Origin of the sequence: Staphylococcus lutrae (genome assembly GCF_002101335.1) — a bacterium.
Classification (GTDB): Bacteria; Bacillota; Bacilli; order Staphylococcales; family Staphylococcaceae; genus Staphylococcus; species Staphylococcus lutrae.
Window position 1 is genome coordinate 1,677,862 of record NZ_CP020773.1, and the last position, 22,291, is coordinate 1,700,152.

Below are 22,291 nucleotides of genomic sequence, written 5' to 3' on the forward strand. Positions count from 1 at the left end.
TGGATTTTAATGGAGATACAGCGGGGAGGAATAAACGAGTCATTAACAAATCATTTATTCCGATTTAACGCTTGTAGTATTTTTAATATCGTAAACAAAAGGGAGAAAAATTAAGCTATACAAAGGACGGAGATTAATGGATATACTGCTAGTAGAAGATGATCAAGCTTTATGCCAACAGCTTACTGAAGCGTTGTCAAGTTGGGATTTTAATGTGACTAAAGTTCAAGATTTTGATGGTGTGCTTCAGCAGTTCCTCGAATATAAACCACATGTAATTTTAATGGATGTAACATTGCCTAAATTTGATGGTTTTTATTGGACGCGTCAAATTCGTAATTATTCGAATGTTCCGATCGTGTTCATTTCCTCTCGAGATAATCCAATGGACCAAGTGATGAGTATGGAAATGGGAGCAGACGACTATATTCAAAAACCGTTTCACATGCCTGTACTTATCGCTAAAATACAAGCTATTTTTCGGCGCGTGTATCAATATAGCCAACAAGAGCGACGAATTGTGATGTGGCAAGGAGCGGTCGTTGATTGGTCTAAAGGTATGGTGACGAAAGAGCAACAGACGATTGATTTGTCACGTACGGAATCATTGATATTGGAAATCTTGCTTCGTCAAAAAAATGAAATTGTCGCACGTGAAGTTTTAATGTCTGCATTGTGGGATGACGAAGCGTTTGTGAATGACAATACGTTAACTGTCAACGTCAACCGGCTGCGCAAAAAATTGGCAGCACTCGGGATACTCGAGGTCATTGAAACAAAAGTCGGGAAAGGGTATATTGCGCATGATAACAATTAGATGGATTGTCTATTTTTTACAAGAACGCATGGCTTGGATAACGATATTTGTAATATTTGATATTTTATTACTCGTTTTTACTTTTCTTGATGATGACCTTCCATTTGATAATATCTGGTATATTATTGGTGTAAAATGGTTAGTGACAATCTTTTTCCTAATTTATAGATTTTTTAAAGAGACAAAGTATTATCAGCATTTAGAAAGCGATCCGGAAATTGAAGCGGTCCATCATCATCTTCTCGCAGAAACGCCTTTTGAACAGATGACGTTACGATACTTGCGTGCGAAAATCACGCAGTTACACCAATCTATTGCACAGCAACAATATTGGATTGATTTAAATGAACAAAGTATGACCGAGTTTGTTCATGATATTAAAACACCGATCACGGCTTTAAAGTTATTGATTGAGAAAGAAAGTGACTTTGTGAGGCGCAAACAGCTGATGTATGAATGGTCACGCATTGATTATATGCTAGACCAACATTTATTTTTAGCGCGACTCAATCATCAAGCACATGATATGTTTTTTGAAAAGGTGACATTACGTGAATTAGTTATTAATGAAATCCATCAATTGCGTCATATTGCTATCCTTAAAGGTCTTGGTTTTAATGTTGATATTCCTGAAATGACGATGGTTTACACGGATAAAAGATGGATGCGTATGGTGATTCGACAAATTATCTCGAATGCGGTTAAATATTCTGAACATGCGGATATTGACATTTCTCAAACAATAGAAAACCAGAAGGTGAGATTGCATATTCAAGATTATGGTAGCGGAATTGCCAAACAGGATATGCCCCGTATTTTTCAGCGTGGTTTTGCAGGTAAAAATAGTGCACATTTATATACGTCATCGGGGATGGGGCTTTATTTGGTTGAGTCCGTCCGTGAAGCACTAGGTCTTCAAATTGATATAGTTTCTGTAGTTGATGAAGGAACAACGGTATCTTTAACATTTCCACAACAAAATGACTATCTTCAACGCATGTCAGGTGACAAAACTGTCACATGAAGCATGCGTTTTGTCATGTGATTCGCACGATTTTAATCTATTTTCTCTGTACAATACTAGGTATAGAGTGAATGAATAAGGAGTGAGTAATCGTGTCCATATTACAAGTAAGTCATGTCAGTAAAACATATGGGAATAAAAAACAATCATTTGAAGTATTGAAGGACATCAATTTTTCAGTGGATAAAGGAGAGTTTGTGGCAATTATGGGACCATCTGGGTCCGGGAAAACCACATTGTTGAACGTCATCAGTTCTATTGATTATGTGACAAGAGGAAGCATTGAAATCAATAGTCAAGATATTACAAGAATGTCAAATAAACAATTGTCTTATTTCAGGAAACGAGATGTAGGCTTTATTTTTCAAGATTACAATGTTTTACACACATTGACTGTGCGTGAAAATATCATGCTACCGTTATCTATGATGAATTTGAGTAAGAAAGAAGCTGAGCAGCGCTTTGAAGAAGTGGTAGATGCTTTAGGTATTGCAGAAATTAAAAATAAATATCCGGATGAAATCTCAGGTGGTCAAAAACAACGAACAGCTGCAGCAAGAGCCTTAATTAGTCGGCCGGCTATTATTTTTGCTGACGAGCCGACAGGAGCATTGGATTCCAAAAGTGCGCAAGACTTGCTGAAACGTTTAGAAGTGATTAATCAACAGATGGAAACAACGATAGTGATGGTGACACATGATCCTGTTGCTGCGAGTTATGCTAATCGTGTCATCATGCTTAAGGACGGGCAAATTCATACAGAACTCTTTCAAGGCAATCAACCTGTCTCACACTTTTATCAAGCAATCATTCAAAATCAAAGTGTATTGGGTGGTGTGAAACATGAGTTTTAGTTGTATTATATTTAAAAATTTCAAACAAAACCTCAAACACTATGGACTTTATTTGTTTTCTCTCATATTAAGCATTGCACTTTACTTTAGTTTTGTAACATTGAAATACACTAAAGATGTGACGGATACGGAGTCGGCCGCTTTATTGAATAAGAGTGCTGGGATTGGTGAAGTGTTTTTATTTATTATCATTGTGATTTTTCTACTTTATGCTAACCATTTGTTTATTCGTCGGCGTACAAAAAGTTTTGCACTATTTCAATTGATCGGTTTATCACGTAAAGATTTGATGTGTATGATTATATTAGAGCAAGGTCTTATTTTTCTCAGTATAACAGTTTTGAGCTTTTTATTAGGGGTGTTTGGATCACGCTTTTTATTGCTAATTGTGAAAAAGGTAACAAATATTCCACTTGACATCAGGATTTTGTTTGAACCTGCTGCAATGATTGTAACAATAGCTCTCGTGGTATGTGCATATATTTTAATCGTATTGCAAAGTTTCATTTTTATTAAGCGACGTTCGATTATTCGAATGATGTATGATGTGCAACAAAGTGAATCGACATATCCTCAAATGACGAAAAGAGATGTTATTTTTGGGGGGCTTGGTATCGTGATGATTGGTTTAGGTTATTATTTTTCAACACTTCTCATTGCAAAGGTAGCTAATTTGGTATTGTTTTTTATGCTTGTCTTTTCCATATTATTTTTAACAGTAGTGGGAGCATACTTTTTCTTCAGAAGTTCTGTGTCACTGATTTTTAAAACGTTAAAACAGGTAAAGCGTGGGCATATCAATGTGACAGACGTTATTTTTACAGCATCGATTATGCATAGGATGAAAAAGAATGCCTTTTCATTGACCATTATTGGAGTCATTTCAGCCATTACTATCAGTTTATTGTCTTTTGCAATGATTGGAAAAGCAAATATCGAAAATAATGTCAGTGCAATGTCACCGTATGAATTTACATATATTAATGAAGCTGATGCGGTAAAAAAGTTTGAATCTCAATTGAAAGCACATGACATTGCATATCATAAACACACACAGGATGTCATCAGAGTTCCAATTTTTCATTCGACAGAAAAGCTAAATCAAGACGTTTCGGATATACCGATTACGAGTGACGCACAATTTTCAGACATCGATGTTCAAGAGGGAGAAATGGTTTTCGTTAACAGTTTTTCGTTAACAGAATCTATTTTAGGATTTGAACAAGGGATGATTTTAGATTTAGGATACAAAAATACGCATATTCCCCTGAAAATTGAGGAGATTAGTAAAGAAAATCGGTTTTCTACCCTTTTGACATTTGGTGTACCTATAGCAGTGATTGACAATCAAAGCTTTGAGAGACTTAAAGATACAAAAATTAAAGATAAAGCACGTCATCCGATAGCGACACAAGTCGGATTTGATTTGAATGATAAAAAAGACTTAAAAGTAGTGGAAAGATGGAATCAGCAATTGAATAAGGGATTGCCTGATTCACATACTGCATTGTTAAAAGAACAGTTTACTTATTCAGGAATGTTTTTGTTTGTCAGTGGCTTTTTAGGTATTACGTTTTTGATTGCAGCAGGTTGTATTATTTATATTAAACAGATGGATGAAAATGAAGATGAGATGGTCAATTATCAAATTCTACGTAAAATGGGTTACACACATTCAGATATGGTCAAAGGGATAGCATTAAAAATTAGTTTTAACTTCGGATTACCGTTGCTCATTGGTTTAGGTCATGCTTATTTTGCAGCACGTGCTTTTAACACATTAGTGGGTGGTGTTAACTTTATTCCCGTTTTTTTAGCAATGGGAGCATATGTGGGTGTTTACATCATGTTTGCAGTGTTTGCTTATTTCCATTCAAGACGAGTGATTAAGTTTTCAATTTAGATATAATGATACAAATTGTTAAACCTTCAGACGATGGTTGTGTGGTGGAGTCAGGCATGAATGTAATTACACTTACTTCTTATTCTTGAATAGATGACCGCTGAGGTACTGACTTTGATTCGCCGTTTTTGGTCCCTCTTTTGATTTTTCTATATATGTTGTTCTCTGCTCCATCCCTCCAAAGTGCTATTAAAAAGAAAACTTTGGAGGATTTTTATGTGCGTTCGTCATAAAACATTTCGGATTTCTCATTTTATTTTTCCAGTATGAACAGGTCAGTCAATAATAATAAAAAATTTTATATGAAAATAAGTAGGTGAATCAAGCGTGTTTCATGTTAAAGTAGGATAGATGCACATAGAAAATATATACAATATCATCTTTTTTTGTGTATCTCCAATAGGTCGCTCATTTTGTCATTTAAATGATTGGATGAGTGACTTATCATAGCAAGAAGTGCATTTTTTACATAATAAACGGTTATATGATAAGTTTTTGTTATCACACCTGAATGATTTTAGATATCATTTTCTCAAAAACATTGCTTCAAATTTTTACTCAAATATTGAAAGATTTACCACGAACACATCAATGTAGGATGTTTAAGTACACTGCATAGCAATGGATTATAGGAAATAAGAAAAGGATAAGGATGATGAAGAAAAGCGTGATATATCTTCACAAAATAAAATGTTAAGGTTTTGTAAATTTAATTGTAGCATCTTTAATTATGTGATATTTTCGAATAGGATTATGAAAAAGTGTGAAAGCAGTGCATATCAATCAAAATCTAAAATACGAACTGATGTGGTTGCGTATCATACATTTTAAGTTAACAAATTTTTAATGATATTTTATAATTAAAGTAACACAACTTTTACAATAGTGATTAGGTAATCGCTGAATGGAGGATTTTAACATGATTAGGAAGAAAAAGGATAAGTTCATGGAGCGTCTAGAGGATATGATTTTCAATTTAGACCGAGCTGCAATTGAATTCGGTAAAATGGATTTCACAACACATTTAGATTTGCGAGCTTATGCTGACAACATTAAAACGTATGAATCACATGGTGATGAATTGATGCATCAAGTGATTACAGACCTCAATCAGACATTCATTACACCTATTGAGCGTGAGGATATTATGGCGTTATGTAATGCGATTGATGACGTTTTAGATGCGATGGAAGAAACATCTGGTATGTTTGAAATGTACTCAATAGAATATACAGATGAATACATGTTAGAGTTTGTAGATAATATTCAAAAAGCAATAGGTGAAATGAAATTAGCTATTGGATTATTGACAGAGAAAAAGCTTTCACATATGCGTGTGCATTCAATCAATATTAAAGAATACGAAACAAATTGTGATGGAATTTTACGTCAATCAATCAAGCATATTTTTAACAGTGAAACCGATCCAGTCACTTTAATTAAAATTAAGGACATTTATGAAAGTTTAGAAAATGTCGCAGACCGCTGTCAAGCTGTTGCGAATAATTTTGAAACAATCATAATGAAAAATAGCTAAGGGAGTCCTCATTTATGGAGTATTTGTTGCTTATTACGGTAGCTATCATTATCTTTTCGTTATTATTTGACTTTATTAATGGATTTCATGATACAGCAAATGCGGTAGCAACGGCGGTCTCAACACGTGCACTGTCGCCGAGGCAGGCCATTTTCCTCGCTGCGATTATGAACTTTATTGGTGCACTCACATTTACTGGTGTGGCGTCTACGATTACGAAGGAGATTGTTAACCCGTTTACATTGGATAATGGATTGATTGTTGTACTAGCGGCGATATTAGCGGCTATAGTATGGAATTTAGTGACATGGTTTTATGGCATACCTAGTTCGTCATCGCATGCATTGATTGGTGCCATTGCTGGGGCAGCTATTGCTTCTGCAGGTTCATTTAATGTCTTGCATTACCAAGGTTTTACAAAAATCGTACTCGTATTGATTTTATCTCCGGTTATCGCTTTTGTCGTAGGTTTTATCATGTATACGATTGTTAAAACCGTATTCAAAAATGCCAATTTAACACGAACGAACCGAAACTTTCGCCTGTTTCAAATTTTTACTGCGTCATTACAGTCATTTTCTCATGGAACAAATGATGCTCAAAAATCTATGGGGATTATTACGTTGGCGTTAATTGTTGCCAATGTGCAAAACAGTGTGGAACCGGCATTGTGGGTCAAAGTATCCTGTGCTGCTGCCATGGGTCTAGGTACTGCAGTTGGAGGATGGAAAATTATTAAAACGGTCGGTGGTAATATTATGAAAATACGTCCAGCCAATGGCGCATCTGCTGATTTGGCATCTGCGCTGACGATTTTTGTTGCATCATCATTACATTTTCCGCTATCCACAACACACGTGGTTTCATCTTCAATTTTAGGGGTGGGCTCATCAAACCGAATTAAAGGTGTGCATTGGAATACAGCGAAACGTATGATTGTGACTTGGGTGATTACTTTACCGATTTCAGGTGTGCTTGCCGGAGCGATTTACTTCATCCTGAATTTGCTATTATAGTATAAGCTATGAATAGAATATGAGAGATTTGAGGAACGAGATTAAGCGAAAGGGATTGCTTAGTCTCTTTTTTGATATATTGCTATTTAAAGTGTGAAATATTGGAGGATGCATAGGGTGTAGTTATTCATAAAAATGAAGGTTCTATTTTTCGAGCGCACATCAGATTGATATGAGAAGCAAAAATGTCAAATAGACTTCGAGAACAGCTTATGCCATCTGACATCGGTGTCGTTTAATGATGTATAAGCCATTGAGACGACTAGAGGAAATCCTCAGTCGTCTCAATGGCTTAAATTTTTAATGAATGTAGTTGTATGAAGAAGCGATAGATGCTGGAATGATACGGTAATCTACCACACCTGGAGGTGTATTGTAATTCATTTCTGAGATTAAAATACTACCATCAGGATTTACACGTTCAACATAAGCGACGTGACCTATAGGGCCATCATAGTTTTGCATAATCGATCCGACTGTCGGATGATGATCAACAGTATAGCCATCTCCTGCTGCATTTGCTGCCCAGTGATCAGCATTCCACCAAAATGTACTAATCGGTTGGCCTGTTTCCGCACGTCGATTAAAGACATGCCATGTACATTGTCCCCAGTCGTATAAATTTTGGTGATTGAACGTCGGTGTATTTGAGTTTTGATTGGTTGAAGGCGTTGACCCTGTTCCACCTGTTGTTTGTGACGTCACACCGCCACCTCCGCCAGGGATTTGTAGAGATTGGTTAGGGTGAATCAGATAGCTTGTTAATCCATTTGCTTGCATGAGATTTTGTACGGACACACCGTATTGTGCGGCAATGATATTTAAAGATTCGCCCGCTTGCACTGTATGGACCCCGTTTTGTGCTTGTGATGATGAGTGCGTAGCTTGAGCGCCACCGCCACCCCCAATAGTAATCACTTGTCCTGGAAAAATCATGTTATTCGACAATTGGTTCGATTGCTTAATGCTATCGATAGAAACGCCGTATTGTTGCGCAATAGACCAAAGAGATTCCCCTGCTTGAACGGTATGTTGTGTTGAAGCTTCGGCGTCTTGATGCGTAAGTAATGCGACTGCCCCAGATGTCATTGAAATTGCAAATGCGAATTTTTTCAAAGTATTGCCTCCTTAGTTACACGTCATGTCATATGTGTTGAGCAATGGTTGATTTGTGTAAGTTGATTATCAATTCAATACCCATGATAACAAATATTATGCATTGAAAGGGCGTTGTTACGAATCTGTAATGTTGTGAAATATAGAGTTTTGTTATATATTTGTTGATGAATGTTGCCACTATCCTTTTTTAGGAACATTTGAAATTTTAAACTTTTTATATAATTAAACTTTTTGTAACATAAAATAGATGTATAGAAATAAAGCCCTTTTTTTAATAAGGTACGCTTTTTTAACGGTGGCATGTGTTTATTCTTTCAAAGGAGTTGTGAAGATGATGGCGACACACTTTTTCCATCAACATCCACAAGCAAAGTATGGAAAAGTATGGTTATATTTTACTTATTATTGGCTGATATTCGGTGTTTCAACTTATTTAGGACAATTTTTACCATCGTCATGGTATCAGCCATTATCCCTAGGTTTGTTGATCCTTATCCTTGCTTCGATGGTCGTTCAGCGCGTTCGTTTTAGTGGTCCGATTATTTCTCACATTTATACGATTGTCGCGGGTTTACTCTCTTACCCGACTTTGATCTATACTTTGCAAGATTTAGGGGCACGTTTATTCTTTAATATGGTGTTACTCGCTGTTTTGGGGTTTGTGTTATTTGGTGTTCTCGGCTATTTTTGGATTAAGGACGCCTCAAGTATGGGGAAATATTTATTTGTCACTTTAATCGTATTAATTATTGCTAGCCTTCTTGGTTGGTGGATACACAATTCGTTTTATTACACTGTGATAGCCATTGTAGGACTATTACTGTTTTTACTTTACACGTTGTATGACTTCAATCGTATGAAGCGGGGACAGTTTTCAGCGAGAGAAATGGGATTTAATCTGTTCTTAAATCTTTTCCGTGTGATTCGTTATGTGTTAGAATTAGCTCGTATGGTGAAACGATAAAACAATTCAATATTAGAAACATTCCACTGGAAGTGCCATTTAAAATGGCTGAGATTGAAATAGACATTTCAAAATTCCTGAACCTGATCCAGTTCGTACTGGCGTAGGAAAGTGGCTGTATTCACGTCGGTTATGGCTACTTTTCTGTAAAAAATGAGAAAAGTAGTTTTTTATTTGGGGAAGTAGAGGGGGCGAGCTTTTTGATTATTGTAGTGACACCATATACGACGCTCAATCAATGGCATATTGATCGATTATGTGAAATTTCGTGTGAAATCTACGGTGTGATTTTACGAACGCCAATGACACAGCAACAACTCGAAAAATGGACGGTGAAATTGTTGGCGAACGGATTTCCAAAGTCTAAAGTGATTGTTCATACGGATGTGCAGTTAGCACGAAAATTAAACATTCCCAATGTTCATTTTAGAGAAGGGGATTGGCGAGCAGCACAACTAAAAAAAGAGGAAGGGAAGGACTTTCAAGTGAGTATGTCGACGCATTCAGTCAATCAAGTGCGTGAAGCACAAGCGCAACAATTAGACTTTGTTCTTTTCAGTCACCTTTTTACTACAGCGTCGAAGCCCGATTTGCCACCTCGCACGCCGAGTGAAATTGATGCAGTGTTGTCACTTGATTTTCCAGTGGTTGCGCTAGGAGGGATTACAGTAGAGACGGTGCAACAAGTGTCATCACGCTTTGCAGGTATTGCGTGTCTCAGTTGTGCGTTCTCTAGTGATAAGCAAGTGTTTAAACAAATGATCAAACAATGGTTTTTAAAGAAGGTGAATTAAATGAATGTTTTTGTAAATGGTGAGAAGCAAAATTTTGAAGAGGGGACAACCATTCAAGAGGTACTCAATCATTTTGGTATTGAGGCAAAACGGATGGCTGTTGAACGAAATGCACAAGTCATCAAACGCTCGGAATGGGCAACAACAGAAGTGAGAGAAGCAGATCAATTAGAATTATTAGAATTTGTAGGAGGCGGATAGAAGATGTTCAAAATTGGTCATTTAACATTTAACTCAAGATTATTTTTAGGAACAGGAAAGTTTGAAGATGAAACGATTCAATCACAAGCGATAGCTGCATCAGAAACGGAAGTCTTGACGTTTGCTGTAAGACGGATGCGTTTATATGACGAAAATTTACCTAATCCATTGGCGAATGTAGATTTATCTCAATTTACAACATTTCCAAATACAGCGGGGGCTAAAACAGCAGAAGAGGCGGTACGGATTGCTGAATTAGCGAAAGAAGCAGGGGTATGCGACATGATTAAAGTAGAGGTTATTGGTGACGATGATACATTGCTTCCAGACCCTCTAGAAACGTATCGCGCATGTGAAATTTTACTAGAAAAAGGTTATATCGTTTGTCCATACATTTCTGATGACGTGGTATTAGCGCAACGTTTAGAAGCGCTAGGTGTACATGCTGTGATGCCCCTTGCATCTCCAATTGGTACGGGTCGAGGCATTAGCAACCCATTGAATTTACGTTATATCATTGAAAAAAGTAACGTGCCTGTCATTGTTGATGCAGGAATAGGCTCAGCTAAGGACTGTGCGGAAGCGATGGAACTCGGTGCGGATGCCATCCTTTTGAATTCAGCGGTGTCTCGAGCTCAAGACCCAGTGAAAATGGCTGAGGCGATGAAAAAAGGAATTGAAGCGGGTCGTCTGAGTTATGAAGCGGGTCGTATTCCTATTCGTTATAATGCGGTACAATCAAGCCCTTCAGAGGGATTAGGATTCTTATAATGGAACGTTATGATAGACAAATACGCTTTCAACATTTTGGCCAATCCAGTCAACAACAGTTGAAACAAATGCATATTTTAATTATGGGGGTGGGTGCTTTAGGAAGTGGTATCGCTGAACAATTGGTCAGAAGTGGCATAGGTCGACTGACTATTGTGGATAAAGATGTCGTCACTTATTCTAATTTGCATCGCCAGAGTGGTTATCTTGAAGAAGATGCAGCAGCACTGATTCCTAAAGTATTTGCACTGAAGAAGCGGCTTGAAATGATGAATCGAGAAGTGGTCATTGAACCATTGTATGAAGAAGTGACCGCACGTAATATTATTGGGATGTTGGAACAGGTGCGTCCCGACATGGTACTCGACGGCTTAGATCGCTTTGAAACGCGCTATTTAGTCAATGAAGCGACACAAAAGTTAACTATTCCATATATCTATGGTGCGGTTGTTGGCGGACAGTTGAGCGTGTTTCCAATCAGTACGCAAGGGCCTTGTCTTCATTGTGTAATGCCGGACGTTCCAGAAACAATGGAGAGTTGTGAACTCAATGGTGTATTGCCTCCTGCAGTTCACTTAGCAAGCAGTTTTGTTGTGGCAGAAGTGTTTTATTATTTAATGCACGGTGATTTTTCTTATCAAATGACGACGGGGGATATCTATCACGGGAAATTGAAAAAAACTGCCATTTCATCACTTAAAGAATTGGATTGTCCAGTTTGTGCACAACATCATTATCCCCGATTGGAAGATAAGCATTTAAAATCAACCCAGCTGTTATGTGGAGGCGTTTACCAGTTGCGCTTGTCTTCTAAACAATTTGACCTACCACTGCATCCAGAGGTACACGTTTTAATTCACAATGCCTTTGTCAAACGTCTACAATATAAAAATTATGATATGACGCTCTACCAAGATGGCCGAATACTCGTCTATGGTGCGGAAGACGAAGCCATTGCGCAATCTATTGTGCAGCAAGCGTTTGTAAGTGAAACGAATATTTAGTCAGTTGCCAGGGTCTGAATGTTCCATGTATAATAAAGCGTACTCAAAAAAGTATTTGAAAGCGAGATGGAAGTCATGGGACGTAAATGGAATAACATTAAAGAAAAGAAGGCGCAAAAAGATAAAAATACAAGTCGTATTTATGCGAAGTTTGGTAAAGAAATCTATGTCGCAGCGAAGTCGGGAGAACCTGACCCTGAATCAAACCAAGCATTAAAACTTGTTCTTGAACGCGCCAAAACTTATTCTGTACCCAACCATATCATTGAGAGAGCCATTGACAAAGCCAAGGGTGGTGGTGATGAAGATTTCAACGCACTGCGCTATGAAGGTTTTGGTCCAAGTGGTTCTATGGTCATTGTTGATGCATTGACAAATAATGTGAATCGTACAGCTTCTGATGTGAGAGCAGCTTTCGGTAAAAACGGCGGCAACATGGGTGTTTCTGGCTCGGTCGCATACATGTTTGATCATACGGCTACATTTGCATTCGAAGGTTTTGATGCGGAGACCGTTCTTGAGACGTTGATGGAGAACGATGTCGATGTGCGTGATGTTACTGAAGAAGGTGACTTAACGATTGTTTATGCAGAACCCGATCAATTTGGCGCAGTACAACAAGTGTTAAAAACATTGGGCGTCGCTGAATTTGAAGTGGCTGAATTCGAAATGCTGCCACAAACAGAAGTGCAATTATCTGAAGCGGATCAAGAAATGTTCGAAAAATTAATCGATGTTCTTGAAGATTTGGAAGATGTTCAACACGTTTTTCACAATGTAGAGCTTTCTTAATGAATGGAGGCCTGAACCGAATGAAAGCAGAAGATTGGGTGCACCATCTAGGGTTAGTCCCTCATCCAGAAGGGGGCTACTATCGTCAAACGGCTTTAAGCCCGGATCAAACAGCGCAACGTCCGAACTATTCGAGTATTTATTTTCTGTTAGAAGATCAAAATATTTCGCATTTTCATCGCATTGATGCGGATGAGATTTGGTATTATCATGTCGGTGCAACATTAACGATTCATATGATTTTTCCGGATCGTACATATCGTACTGTTCGATTAGGACCCAATGTTGATGAAGGGGATGTATTGCAATATGTGGTGTCTAAAGGGACAATTTTTGCCTCGTCAATCGAGTGTGAAAATGCATTTGCAGTAGTGGGATGTATGGTTCAACCCGCGTTTCAGTTTGAGCATTTTGAACTATTTAGTCAAGAGACACTGCTTGCATGGTATCCTGAGCATGAAGCCATCATTCGAAAATATGCAAAGAAATCGGTTTAAACGTATTCGCTATAGACTGATAAGATGCTGAAGGGTCTTGTCAGTCTGTTTGCTTTTTGGCGGAAAACAAAATCGTGTAGGCGCGTGGTTAGCGCACGCTTTTAATGGGTTTGGTTTCGAGATAATACGATTGTTTGGAATGTGCAGTCATCCAGTTTTTACTAAAATATGACTTTGAACTTACTTTATTTTTATTTTATAACGTACATACCACAAGTGACATCCTACTTCGATTTATATATAATGGGAAAAAAGGGAGTTGGTGGCTGTGAAAGTGAAATATATTGACAAACGTCACTGGCGTCGCCTCTTAGACCATGATTATATCGAAGTTAAAGTAAATAATAATAAATTTAAAGGCATTATAGGTTTAATTTCAATTAAAAAGGTGAGAGATCCTTTAGAGGTGACTGTAGTTAATCAACGAATGGTAGTGGCTGACGATGGATATCAGTGGCTACAGATTCTGCCAGAAAAAAAACGTTACAGTATGACTGTCATGTTCAATGATAAAGGACAACCGCTTCAATATTATTTTGATATTAATTTAAAAAACATTACGCAAAAAGGGAAAGCACGAACGTTGGATTTATGTTTAGATGTGCTTGCTTTACCGAATGGACAATATGAACTCGTTGATGAGGAAGACTTGGCGCGTGCATTGAAATCTAAACAAATTACGCGTAAACAATATCATGAGGCGTATGTCATTGCACATCAATTGATGATTCAAATTGATGAAGATTTTGAAAGTATCGAAAAAAAAGCGATGTATTGTTATCATAAAATCAATCGCAAGTATCAAAAGAAAGACGAGTATAAACAGACATAGATATAAAGAGAGACTTTTCACAGGTTAAACGAATGTGCTTCTATGTCGTGAAAAGATTTCTGCACACTGGACGACAAGTTGTCTAGTGTTTCTTTTATTTTGAGGAGGCTGTATGATGAAGATTGATGATTATCGATTATTACTGACATTAGATGAAACACGTACGCTACGCAAAGCGGCAGAGCGTCTCTATATTTCACAACCTGCTGTGACACAACGTTTGAAATCAATCGAGCGTCATTTCGGTGTGGACATTTTTATTCGGACGAAGAAGCAACTCATTACAACGACTGAAGGTGCGATGGTCATTGCGCATGCAAAATCAATGTTAAAACAAGAGCGGTTGTTCCAAGATAAAATTAAGGCACATGTTGGCGCGATTAATGGTACACTATCTATTGGTTGTTCTTCATTAGTTGGGCAAACAGTTTTGCCAGAAGTATTAAATCGTTATACTGCGGCATTTCCAAATGTTGAAATTCAATTGCAAGTAGGGTCGAGCGAGCATATTAAAGTTAATCACAATGATTATCACATTATGATTGTCCGCGGGAATCAACTTTTAAATATGCACAATGATCATTTAATGGACGACCAACACTACTTTATTTTCCCGAAAAATAAGGAAGAAGAGTTACATAAGTTACCATTCATTGAATTTCAGGCCGATCCGGTTTATATTAACCAAATTAAAACATGGTACCAACAGCATATGTCTCAAGACTACCGTGCCCAAATCAAAGTGGATCAAGTCGCAACTTGTAAAGCGTTATTATTGAGCGGCGTTGGTGTAACAATTTTGCCAGAAATTATGGCAAAAGATTTAGATCCGGAACAATTTGCAATGTTAAAAGTAGATATAGAGGAGCGGTCATTGGTACGTTCTACTTACTTAAGCTATGACATGAGTATGGTGCAATTGCCACAAGTCAGTGCATTTATCGATGTGTTTAAACAGTATTTAAATATTGAAAATTTTGAGCACTAACATGTGTTTGGAATGATATATGGCTTAAATTTTTTATGGAAGTTCATTCAAAATGATAGAAGGGAGTGCAATCATGTTTCGTGAATTATTAACGATAAAAAATTATCAACTTTTTCTCGTCAATATGATGTTGATTGGAATGGGAATTGCCATTACAGTCCCATTTTTTGTGTTATTTGCGACGAATCAACTTGGGATGACCACGCATCAATTTGGTTTGTTACTGGCACTTGCCGCGATGAGTCAATTTGCAATTAATAGTATTGTCGCACGTTTTTCAGATACACATGCCATTAATAGAAAATTGTTGATTATTGCAGGTTTATTAATGGGCGCAATCAGTTTTATTTTACCTTTTTTTGTTCATTCAGTCGTATGGTTTATTATTTTATTTGCGATATTTCAAGGGTTATTCGCACCGGCTATGCCACAACTGTACGCATCTGCACGAGAATCAATCAACCAATCAACGTCAAGTAGTCGCGCGATCTTTGCGAATTCAGTCTTACGTTCAATGTTTTCATTTGGCTTTTTATTTGGGCCGTTAGTGGGGAACATCTTAAATCAAATATGGGGTTACAGCGGTCTGTTTATCGGCACAGTGGTCATTATTTTGACTGCTTTACTATTACAATTTTTCTTTTTTAAAGACGTCAAGGTCACAAAACCAATACGTGAACGTGCAGTGACTGAACAGAATGCTCCATCATTGCTCACACATCGTTATTTAATCATCCCTTTCATCGCATTTGTGCTATTACATATTGGTCAATGGATGTATACGCTCAACATGCCTCTTTTTGTGACACAATATTTGAATGAAGAAGAGAAATATGTCGGTCACCTTGCGAGTTTATGTGCAGGATTAGAGGTCCCTTTTATGATTCTTTTAGGAATGGTTGCAAGTAAGATTCAAACGCGAACATTGTTAGCGATAGCGGCGATATGTGGAAGCTTGTTTTTTGGTAGCATTGGTTTATTTGACAGCATACGCATGATGCTTGTCGGCCAAATCCTGCTGGCTGCTTTTTTAGCAGTATTGCTCGGTATAGGCATCAGTTATTTCCAGGACGTGTTACCTCAGTTTCCAGGATACGCATCAACGCTATTCGCGAATGCGATGGTATTAGGCCAATTGTTGGGGAATTTGTTAGGGGGGGCAATGAGTCATTGGGTCGGATTAGGAAATGTATTTTATGTTTCTGCACTCTCTTTATCATGTGGTTTTGTGTTGATTTTATTTACTAAGTCTCATTCAAAATCGGTACAAACGACGGGTTAGTCCAGAGTGGATGACGACATGGCTGCGAGTTAGGATGTTGGCGTTTCACCTTATATAACATGGTGAGGCGTCAATGTTGTGTGAACGGTTGTACAGAAGAAATATCAGATAGGATTTGAAGCCATTCATATTACCCGAGACGTGCGTAGTCAGTGACAGCAACGTCTCGGATGTTTTTATGAGGTGTACATCTTTGTTGTCTAACGGTGTGCAGTGATACGTGAATTAACGCCATGAAGCACGATTTTCATTATCATCGCGTCGATATTTCAATAAACCTATTGGAACAATAATAAAAGATGCAATAATGAATACCCAATCACTGACGTGAATATACGGACCAAATTGTAAAAAATTTTGGGGGATAAAGAAAATAATAAAAATCAACACAATCAGTGTAATCAGTGCGAAATAACCAAACAACCATGTCAGACGAGAATAACTGAACGCCTGTAATTGGATCATTTTAAAGCAAGCCCAAATAAATAAAAAGGTGGTGAATATGCCCGTAATAAAAGTGAGTGGGAAGGTATACAAATAAATGCGTGTATCATTAATAAAAAAACCGATGAAACCTTTTAAGAAGCAAAATACACCTAACAAAAAAATGAGATGTTGTAAAATATAATGGCCAATGTTGCTTAATGTATGATTAGGAAGTGTTTTAATCGTTTGAATCGCATGCTTTTTAGGGTCATGGTCGAAAAAATCCATTGCGTGTAAGCCTCTATCTTCAGCATTAAGAAGGTGAGTTAAAATACCTTGAAGTACTTTTTCAGAGTCGTGTGCATTGACCCGCATATCCGCACGGACATAGGTCATATAACTTTCGAAAATTTGACGATCCGTATTGTTGAGCCGTAAAGCTTTGACATTGTTTTCTTTCATCAATTCATTCGTCGTTTTCATAAATCAAACACCCCTATGACTGAAGTCTATTGAATGGTACTTATTATGCCAATTTTAATATGAGAAAGCAACATTTTATAGAGAATTGATCATACGGAATAACAAATATGCAGTCGAGGTTAAGTGTTGGAGCCACTTTTCAATGATATGTCGTTGGTCCGCGTTTAATAATGGCATTTAAAAGAGAGTACAGTTATGCGTATCTATGAAAATCATGATAAAATGAATTGGAAGTCATTTGATATGGAGAGAGTATGTATGAAAAAAAAGCTGATTGTGATGATAGGAACGATATTCTTGTTATCAGGCTGTGGTAATAATGAAAAAGAAAAATTACAAAACGAAATTCAATCGTTAGAAAAAGAACAGCAAGCTTTGCAAGAAGAAAATAAAAAATTAAAAGAGCAAGGTAAGAAGTTGGACGATCAAATTAAAGACCTTGAACAGTCTATTGAAAAAGCTAAAACCTCAGATGACAAAAAAGAAAAAAGTAAGTCAAAAGCGTCGAAAAAAGATGCCAAAACAACAGATCAATCAGAGCAATCATCTCAATCTGAGGATCAATCAAGTGCAACGGACACATCTGGCACTAAAAAAAGTCATTAATGAATCATATCATATCCAATCCATGCCGCATCAATGAAGTGCGTTTGATGTTCGGTAAGAGGGGGTATGAGACATACAAATCATACGGAGAGAAAAGGGGTTTAATGAATGTACGAAAAAGAGTTTCGATTACTAGAAGGACGCGATATGACACTGATTGAATTGGGGCGCGAACTTGAAAATATTACGGGTTATCCTATGATTGATTCAACAGGTGAATTAAAGCGTGTCATTGCATTAAAGCCCAATTTTAAGCATGATTGGGAGACGTATACAGCAACGTATCGTTTAAATCATAAAAATGATTTTGTAGACGCGGTGTTCACAACTCAAAAAGGGTATCGTCCTGAGCGATTGAAGGAAGTGCCTGTGACGATTCAACTCATCAGTTACATTTCTAAAGCATAAAGAATGAGCGGCGACTTCTGGTGGTGTGTGATTGCGCAACGTAGACGACGTATGACGCAAACTTTGAAAAATAGATAGCCCAATGAAGCGGGAAGAAGAAATCGCATCCATGTCTTAAGATTTCTATCCCGCTTTTTTACTATGACGAGGTGACTTGAATGGAGGGAATGTGATGACCGTTTATATAGAGACTGAACGATTAAAACTGAGAGATTGGTATGATGAAGATTTGCTTCCATTTCAACAACTGAATGCGAATCGTAAAGTGCGTCAATATTTTCCTAGTTTATTGAGTTATCAGCGAACAGCGCGTGACTTTGAGGCGATGCGATCTTATTTAAAGCAATATCAATTAGGGCTATTTGCGGTGGAATTGAAAGCGACAAGAGAATGGATTGGTTTTATTGGTGTCAATTACATCCCTAAAGCGGTCGATTACACATTTAAGGAACTGCCTTTTTATGAAATTGGTTGGAGATTGTCTCCTGAAGTTTGGGATAATGGTATCGCAACTGAAGGGGCTCAGGCAGTGCTTTCATATATTGCAGAGCAGGGGATAACAGAAGTGTATGCAATGGCAGCTAAAATCAATCAAGCTTCGATTCGAGTCATGGAAAAGATAGGGATGTCCCATTACGATGACTTTGACAAGCCGGGTTTAAGTGAACATCATGTTTTGAGGCCTCAAGTGCGTTATAAAAAGGAATTGAAGCGCGCATAAAATCAACACACTGGTTGATGTCGCAGGTTGAGAAAAGCAACATCAATCAGTGTACGAATGACGAAGTGGATGTTAGTTGTATGTGCGAACAGAAAGGGGTTTGGCATTTTTTAGTCCTTCTAATAATGTGGCTGGCGTGTCATACAGACCTGCAAGCGCAGCATATTTTTCATCAATGAATCCTTCTTTAATCATATGTTGGATTAATGATTCTAAAGGTGTAAAAAACCCGTTGATATTAAACATACCCATAGGTTTTTGATGTAATCCAATTTGTGCCCAACAATACACTTCGAAAAATTCCTCTAGCGAACCCGCGCCTCCGGGTGCAATAACGAAAGCATCAGCAAGTTCAGCCATTTTTTGTTTTCGTTCATGCATGGAATCCACTAATATGAGTTCGGAAACTTTTTGACTTGTAATTTCACGATCATCTAGAAAGCGGGGCATGACACCGATAGCACGACCGCCATGATCTAAAACACCGTCTTGAATGGCACCCATCATACCGACGGAGCCTGCGCCAAAAATGAGTTCGATATCTTGTTTAGCAAGATACGTCCCAAGTTCATAAGCCGATTTGACATATGTATCATTAAACCCTTTGCTTGCACCACAGAATACAGCTATACGTTGTATCATTTAAACCAACTCCTTTGAAGAATAGTTCTATTTTAATACAAATCAGTGTAGACGTATAGCGGTGAACCATCATATAGAAAAAAGACGTTATCTCAAAAGATGCTGATAAAAGTAACAAATGCGTTCGCTCTGCATCAAGAGGTTTGCGAATTGATATTTAAAATTAACAAAAAGAAAACAGCGATGAAAGTTGCTTTTGATAAGCGATTTTCAACGCTGTTCTGATTTGATGAGGTTAACGTTTCTGCTTGTCCAAAGACGCCTGAGAAATATCATTTAATTGCTGATTTTGTCTTAATGTATCACTGTTTTCAACGTGCTGCGCCATTTTTTGATAATGTTGTGTGTGTAATGGGGACTGCGCCGTTGTAGGTGTATCTCGTTGACCAAGGGCTGAAGATGTCACCGACTGTTTTTCATCTTGATTGACTGTTGATGACGATGTGGCTTCAGCTTTGGATTTTTGAGATATTGCATGGTGTTTTTGTATTTTTTTCATTTGCTGTTTTAATGCTTTTTCTCGCTCTTTTTTCTGTTTATCTTCTTTTTTATGGCGTTGTTCGATATGTTTTTTTAATTTCTGATTCATTTTATCGACTGTTTTTTTGTTTTGTTGTTCGAGCTTTTCGCCACGTTTTTCAGCTTTTTTGTCTAAATGTCCGGGTGTAAGACCAACTTTCTCTTCATATTTCTGCATTTTTTTCATATTTTTAATCATATGCTTTTGACGTTTTTCCACGTTTTTTTCTTCTTCTTTATGACGTTGCGTGATATGTTTTTGTAAGTTTTTAGCCATTGTATCGATTTCTTTACGATTTGCTTTAGCTAGTGATTTTCCGCGTGCACGCACATTTTCAGGACGATTGTACTGCAGAATTTCATTTTGTTTTTTAATCGCTTTATTGTAATCATGACGTCGTTTTTTTCTTTGTACAGTGTTTTTAACATGACTCGAACCGGAAACGATCGCGTCTTTTACAGATGTTGCGGCATGTTGGGTATGGTGTACAACTGCTTTGGAAGTGTGCACGGTTGTTTTCGTCGCTTTTTGGACGTCAGGGTGCTGTTTGAATTTTTTGCGTTCTAAAATAAGTGGTACTAAAAATATAGGTAACAGATTAATCACAGTTTTGATTGTTTTATTCATGAACGTTGCCTCCAATTATTAATCTACTTCTTGTTTTTTACCCTTTCAAATTAAGCGATAAACGCAAAGACATAGAGACCCTAAACTCAATCTTTCAATGATTCCAAAAACGAAAAATCGCTTTATAAACAGTCATTTACACAATGGTATGACGAGAGGTATCCAGTGGAAAGAGGAGGATACGGTGTACTCGAGGATGTAACCTTATCGTGTTTTATTCAAAAGAAACACCCCCTAAAATTGAACTTTAAGGTTCAACTTTAGGGGGATTTACACCTGACTTTTTATAAGACATGGGATATCTCCATGCCATGCTCGTATTGAAAAGTAGAGTTGAAATCTGAGTGTCGTGTCATCGTTTATCGATACGATTGATCAAACGGGGACGCTGATGAATTATAAAATGCCGAAGTAGACAACAGCAATAATCACGACAAGTACGATACGATAAAGCGCAAATGGTAATAATTTAACATTTTGAATCAATTTCAAAAAGAGTCTGATGGAGATAAATCCGAATACGAATGCTGCTAAGAAACCAAATATATAAAATGGTAGGTCTGCAAACTTAAGATAATCTATATGTTTAATAATCGATAAACCACTTGCAGCAAGCATAATAGGCACAGCCATAATAAAAGTAAAATCAGAAGCAGACTTGTGATCTAATTTCATTAATACCCCTGTTGAAATGGTTGAACCTGAACGAGAAAAACCTGGCCACATTGCCACTGCTTGAGAAAGGCCAATAACAAATGCTTGGAAATACGTGATTTCGTCTAATTTTTTTGGATTTTTAACGGTAACGCTATATTTATCCGCGATGATCATATAGATCGCACCGATGAACAGCCCAAATAAAACGGTTGGGATACTGAACAAATACTTTTCAATGAGGTTATCGAAAAGTAAACCGAGTATCCCTGCTGGAATCATCCCAATAAGAATATGAATGAGATTGAGACGGCGTGGCTTAGAGCGACGACCGGGTTGGTGCTTTGGCGCATATTTTCCGATATGTAACATTTCGAAGTACTTATGACGAAAAATCCATGCTGCTGCAGTAATGGAACCGAGTTGAATCACGATTTTAAAGGTGAAGGCAGATTGTGCACCTAAAAAAGAAGTGGATTTTAACCATAAATCATCGACTAAAATCATGTGCCCGGTAGATGAAACGGGTGCGAATTCTGTCATTCCCTCGACAATACCGAGGATAATGGCTTTAATTAATTCGAAAAATAACATACAAGACCCCTCTTTAATTATTTTTATGTGACGTTTAATATAACATAGCATATAATAGCACATTAGTAATTAAGATGTCTTTTTTTAACTGAGAAATTTTTAAAAGATAAGCCTCTGGACTGAGAGAATTGAAATGTGTCACGTATAACAATAAAAGATGCGTAATCAAACTGAGAAAGGTTTGATTGTGTGTTGATATAAAGGACGCGGATTTG

Annotated in this window: 24 protein-coding genes and 1 riboswitch; of the genes, 19 read left to right on the top strand and 5 right to left on the bottom strand. The window is 37.3% G+C overall.

Translation table 11 applies throughout. The features are described 5' to 3' along the window. Positions 1-136: 136 nt before the first annotated feature. The 6 genes from B5P37_RS07730 (at position 137) to B5P37_RS07755 (ending at position 7,151) form a co-directional block, all read left to right on the top strand. Positions 137-817 carry a response regulator transcription factor gene (locus B5P37_RS07730; RefSeq protein ID WP_085237677.1) on the top strand — a complete coding sequence of 227 codons (681 nt, stop codon included), beginning with the start codon at positions 137-139 and terminating at the stop codon, positions 815-817. Beyond that, positions 804-1,841, top strand: coding sequence for a sensor histidine kinase (locus B5P37_RS07735; protein ID WP_085237678.1), 1,038 nt, complete (start codon positions 804-806; stop codon positions 1,839-1,841). The genes B5P37_RS07730 and B5P37_RS07735 overlap by 14 nt, the downstream gene beginning before the upstream one ends. A 92-nt stretch (positions 1,842-1,933) precedes the next feature. Continuing rightward, on the top strand, positions 1,934-2,695 hold the full coding sequence (locus B5P37_RS07740; protein ID WP_085237679.1) for an ABC transporter ATP-binding protein: 762 nt from the start codon (positions 1,934-1,936) through the stop codon (positions 2,693-2,695). Further along, the gene (locus B5P37_RS07745; RefSeq protein ID WP_085237680.1) at positions 2,685-4,598 is read left to right on the top strand and encodes an FtsX-like permease family protein; all 1,914 of its coding nucleotides are present in this window, start codon (positions 2,685-2,687) and stop codon (positions 4,596-4,598) included. The genes B5P37_RS07740 and B5P37_RS07745 overlap by 11 nt, the downstream gene beginning before the upstream one ends. 919 nt (positions 4,599-5,517) lie before the next feature. Next, entirely contained in the window at positions 5,518-6,135 is a 618-nt protein-coding gene (locus B5P37_RS07750; protein ID WP_085237681.1) for a DUF47 domain-containing protein, read from the top strand. A 14-nt stretch (positions 6,136-6,149) separates the two neighbouring features. Next, on the top strand, positions 6,150-7,151 hold the full coding sequence (locus B5P37_RS07755) for an inorganic phosphate transporter (protein ID WP_085237682.1): 1,002 nt from the start codon (positions 6,150-6,152) through the stop codon (positions 7,149-7,151). A 300-nt stretch (positions 7,152-7,451) separates the two neighbouring features. Here B5P37_RS07755 and B5P37_RS07760 read toward each other — a convergent pair whose 3' ends face one another. Continuing rightward, positions 7,452-8,267 carry a LysM peptidoglycan-binding domain-containing protein gene (locus B5P37_RS07760; protein ID WP_085237683.1) on the bottom strand — a complete coding sequence of 272 codons (816 nt, stop codon included), beginning with the start codon at positions 8,265-8,267 and terminating at the stop codon, positions 7,452-7,454. Positions 8,268-8,601: 334 nt separating this feature from the next. Between B5P37_RS07760 and B5P37_RS07765 the strand changes: the two genes are divergently transcribed. The 10 genes from B5P37_RS07765 to B5P37_RS07810 all read left to right on the top strand — a co-directional run bounded on the left by B5P37_RS07765 (position 8,602) and on the right by B5P37_RS07810 (position 16,395). Next, positions 8,602-9,234 (top strand): Bax inhibitor-1/YccA family protein, encoded by a 633-nt coding sequence (locus B5P37_RS07765; protein WP_240622353.1) that lies wholly within the window; start codon positions 8,602-8,604, stop codon positions 9,232-9,234. Between the two features lie 18 nt (positions 9,235-9,252). Continuing rightward, positions 9,253-9,361, top strand: a riboswitch (TPP riboswitch). A gap of 73 nt (positions 9,362-9,434) precedes the next feature. After that, positions 9,435-10,028 (top strand): thiamine phosphate synthase, encoded by a 594-nt coding sequence (locus tag B5P37_RS07770; protein ID WP_085237684.1) that lies wholly within the window; start codon positions 9,435-9,437, stop codon positions 10,026-10,028. Beyond that, the gene (gene thiS, locus B5P37_RS07775) at positions 10,029-10,229 is read left to right on the top strand and encodes a sulfur carrier protein ThiS (RefSeq protein WP_085237685.1); all 201 of its coding nucleotides are present in this window, start codon (positions 10,029-10,031) and stop codon (positions 10,227-10,229) included. Positions 10,230-10,232: 3 nt separating this feature from the next. Next, complete coding sequence (locus B5P37_RS07780) at positions 10,233-11,000, top strand: thiazole synthase (protein WP_085237686.1); 768 nt, start codon at positions 10,233-10,235, stop codon at positions 10,998-11,000. Beyond that, on the top strand, positions 11,000-12,004 hold the full coding sequence (locus B5P37_RS07785; protein ID WP_085237687.1) for a ThiF family adenylyltransferase: 1,005 nt from the start codon (positions 11,000-11,002) through the stop codon (positions 12,002-12,004). Before B5P37_RS07780 ends, B5P37_RS07785 begins: the two co-directional genes overlap by 1 nt. Positions 12,005-12,079: 75 nt before the next feature. Then, positions 12,080-12,796: a YebC/PmpR family DNA-binding transcriptional regulator gene (locus tag B5P37_RS07790; RefSeq protein ID WP_085237688.1), complete on the top strand. Its 717-nt coding sequence runs from the start codon at positions 12,080-12,082 to the stop codon at positions 12,794-12,796. A 20-nt stretch (positions 12,797-12,816) separates the two neighbouring features. Next, positions 12,817-13,293, top strand: coding sequence for a cupin domain-containing protein (locus B5P37_RS07795; RefSeq protein ID WP_085237689.1), 477 nt, complete (start codon positions 12,817-12,819; stop codon positions 13,291-13,293). Positions 13,294-13,561: 268 nt separating this feature from the next. Further along, positions 13,562-14,125, top strand: coding sequence for a ribonuclease FAU-1 family protein (locus B5P37_RS07800; RefSeq protein WP_206168689.1), 564 nt, complete (start codon positions 13,562-13,564; stop codon positions 14,123-14,125). Between the two features lie 115 nt (positions 14,126-14,240). Then, a complete protein-coding gene (locus tag B5P37_RS07805) occupies positions 14,241-15,113 on the top strand; it encodes a LysR family transcriptional regulator (RefSeq protein ID WP_085237691.1) in 873 nt (290 codons plus the stop codon). 73 nt (positions 15,114-15,186) lie between these two features. Then, on the top strand, positions 15,187-16,395 hold the full coding sequence (locus B5P37_RS07810) for a sugar efflux transporter (RefSeq protein ID WP_085238444.1): 1,209 nt from the start codon (positions 15,187-15,189) through the stop codon (positions 16,393-16,395). 225 nt (positions 16,396-16,620) lie between these two features. On the opposite strand, the gene B5P37_RS07815 is transcribed toward B5P37_RS07810, so the two are convergent. Beyond that, a complete protein-coding gene (locus tag B5P37_RS07815) occupies positions 16,621-17,304 on the bottom strand; it encodes a DUF1129 family protein (protein ID WP_085237692.1) in 684 nt (227 codons plus the stop codon). Between the two features lie 258 nt (positions 17,305-17,562). On the opposite strand from B5P37_RS07815, the gene B5P37_RS07820 reads away from it, so the two are divergent. The 3 genes from B5P37_RS07820 (at position 17,563) to B5P37_RS07830 (ending at position 19,039) form a co-directional block, all read left to right on the top strand. Then, positions 17,563-17,910 carry an SA0632 family lipoprotein gene (locus tag B5P37_RS07820; protein ID WP_085238445.1) on the top strand — a complete coding sequence of 116 codons (348 nt, stop codon included), beginning with the start codon at positions 17,563-17,565 and terminating at the stop codon, positions 17,908-17,910. A 108-nt stretch (positions 17,911-18,018) separates the two neighbouring features. Continuing rightward, the gene (locus B5P37_RS07825; RefSeq protein WP_085237693.1) at positions 18,019-18,318 is read left to right on the top strand and encodes a hypothetical protein; all 300 of its coding nucleotides are present in this window, start codon (positions 18,019-18,021) and stop codon (positions 18,316-18,318) included. Between the two features lie 172 nt (positions 18,319-18,490). Beyond that, positions 18,491-19,039 (top strand): GNAT family N-acetyltransferase, encoded by a 549-nt coding sequence (locus tag B5P37_RS07830; RefSeq protein WP_085237694.1) that lies wholly within the window; start codon positions 18,491-18,493, stop codon positions 19,037-19,039. A gap of 72 nt (positions 19,040-19,111) precedes the next feature. Here B5P37_RS07830 and B5P37_RS07835 read toward each other — a convergent pair whose 3' ends face one another. The 3 genes from B5P37_RS07835 to B5P37_RS07845 all read right to left on the bottom strand — a co-directional run bounded on the left by B5P37_RS07835 (position 19,112) and on the right by B5P37_RS07845 (position 22,076). Further along, positions 19,112-19,678: an LOG family protein gene (locus B5P37_RS07835; protein ID WP_085238446.1), complete on the bottom strand. Its 567-nt coding sequence runs from the start codon at positions 19,676-19,678 to the stop codon at positions 19,112-19,114. A 238-nt stretch (positions 19,679-19,916) separates the two neighbouring features. After that, positions 19,917-20,828 carry a hypothetical protein gene (locus B5P37_RS07840; RefSeq protein WP_085237695.1) on the bottom strand — a complete coding sequence of 304 codons (912 nt, stop codon included), beginning with the start codon at positions 20,826-20,828 and terminating at the stop codon, positions 19,917-19,919. A gap of 396 nt (positions 20,829-21,224) precedes the next feature. Next, positions 21,225-22,076 (bottom strand): undecaprenyl-diphosphate phosphatase, encoded by an 852-nt coding sequence (locus B5P37_RS07845; RefSeq protein WP_085237696.1) that lies wholly within the window; start codon positions 22,074-22,076, stop codon positions 21,225-21,227. Positions 22,077-22,291: the final 215 nt, after the last annotated feature.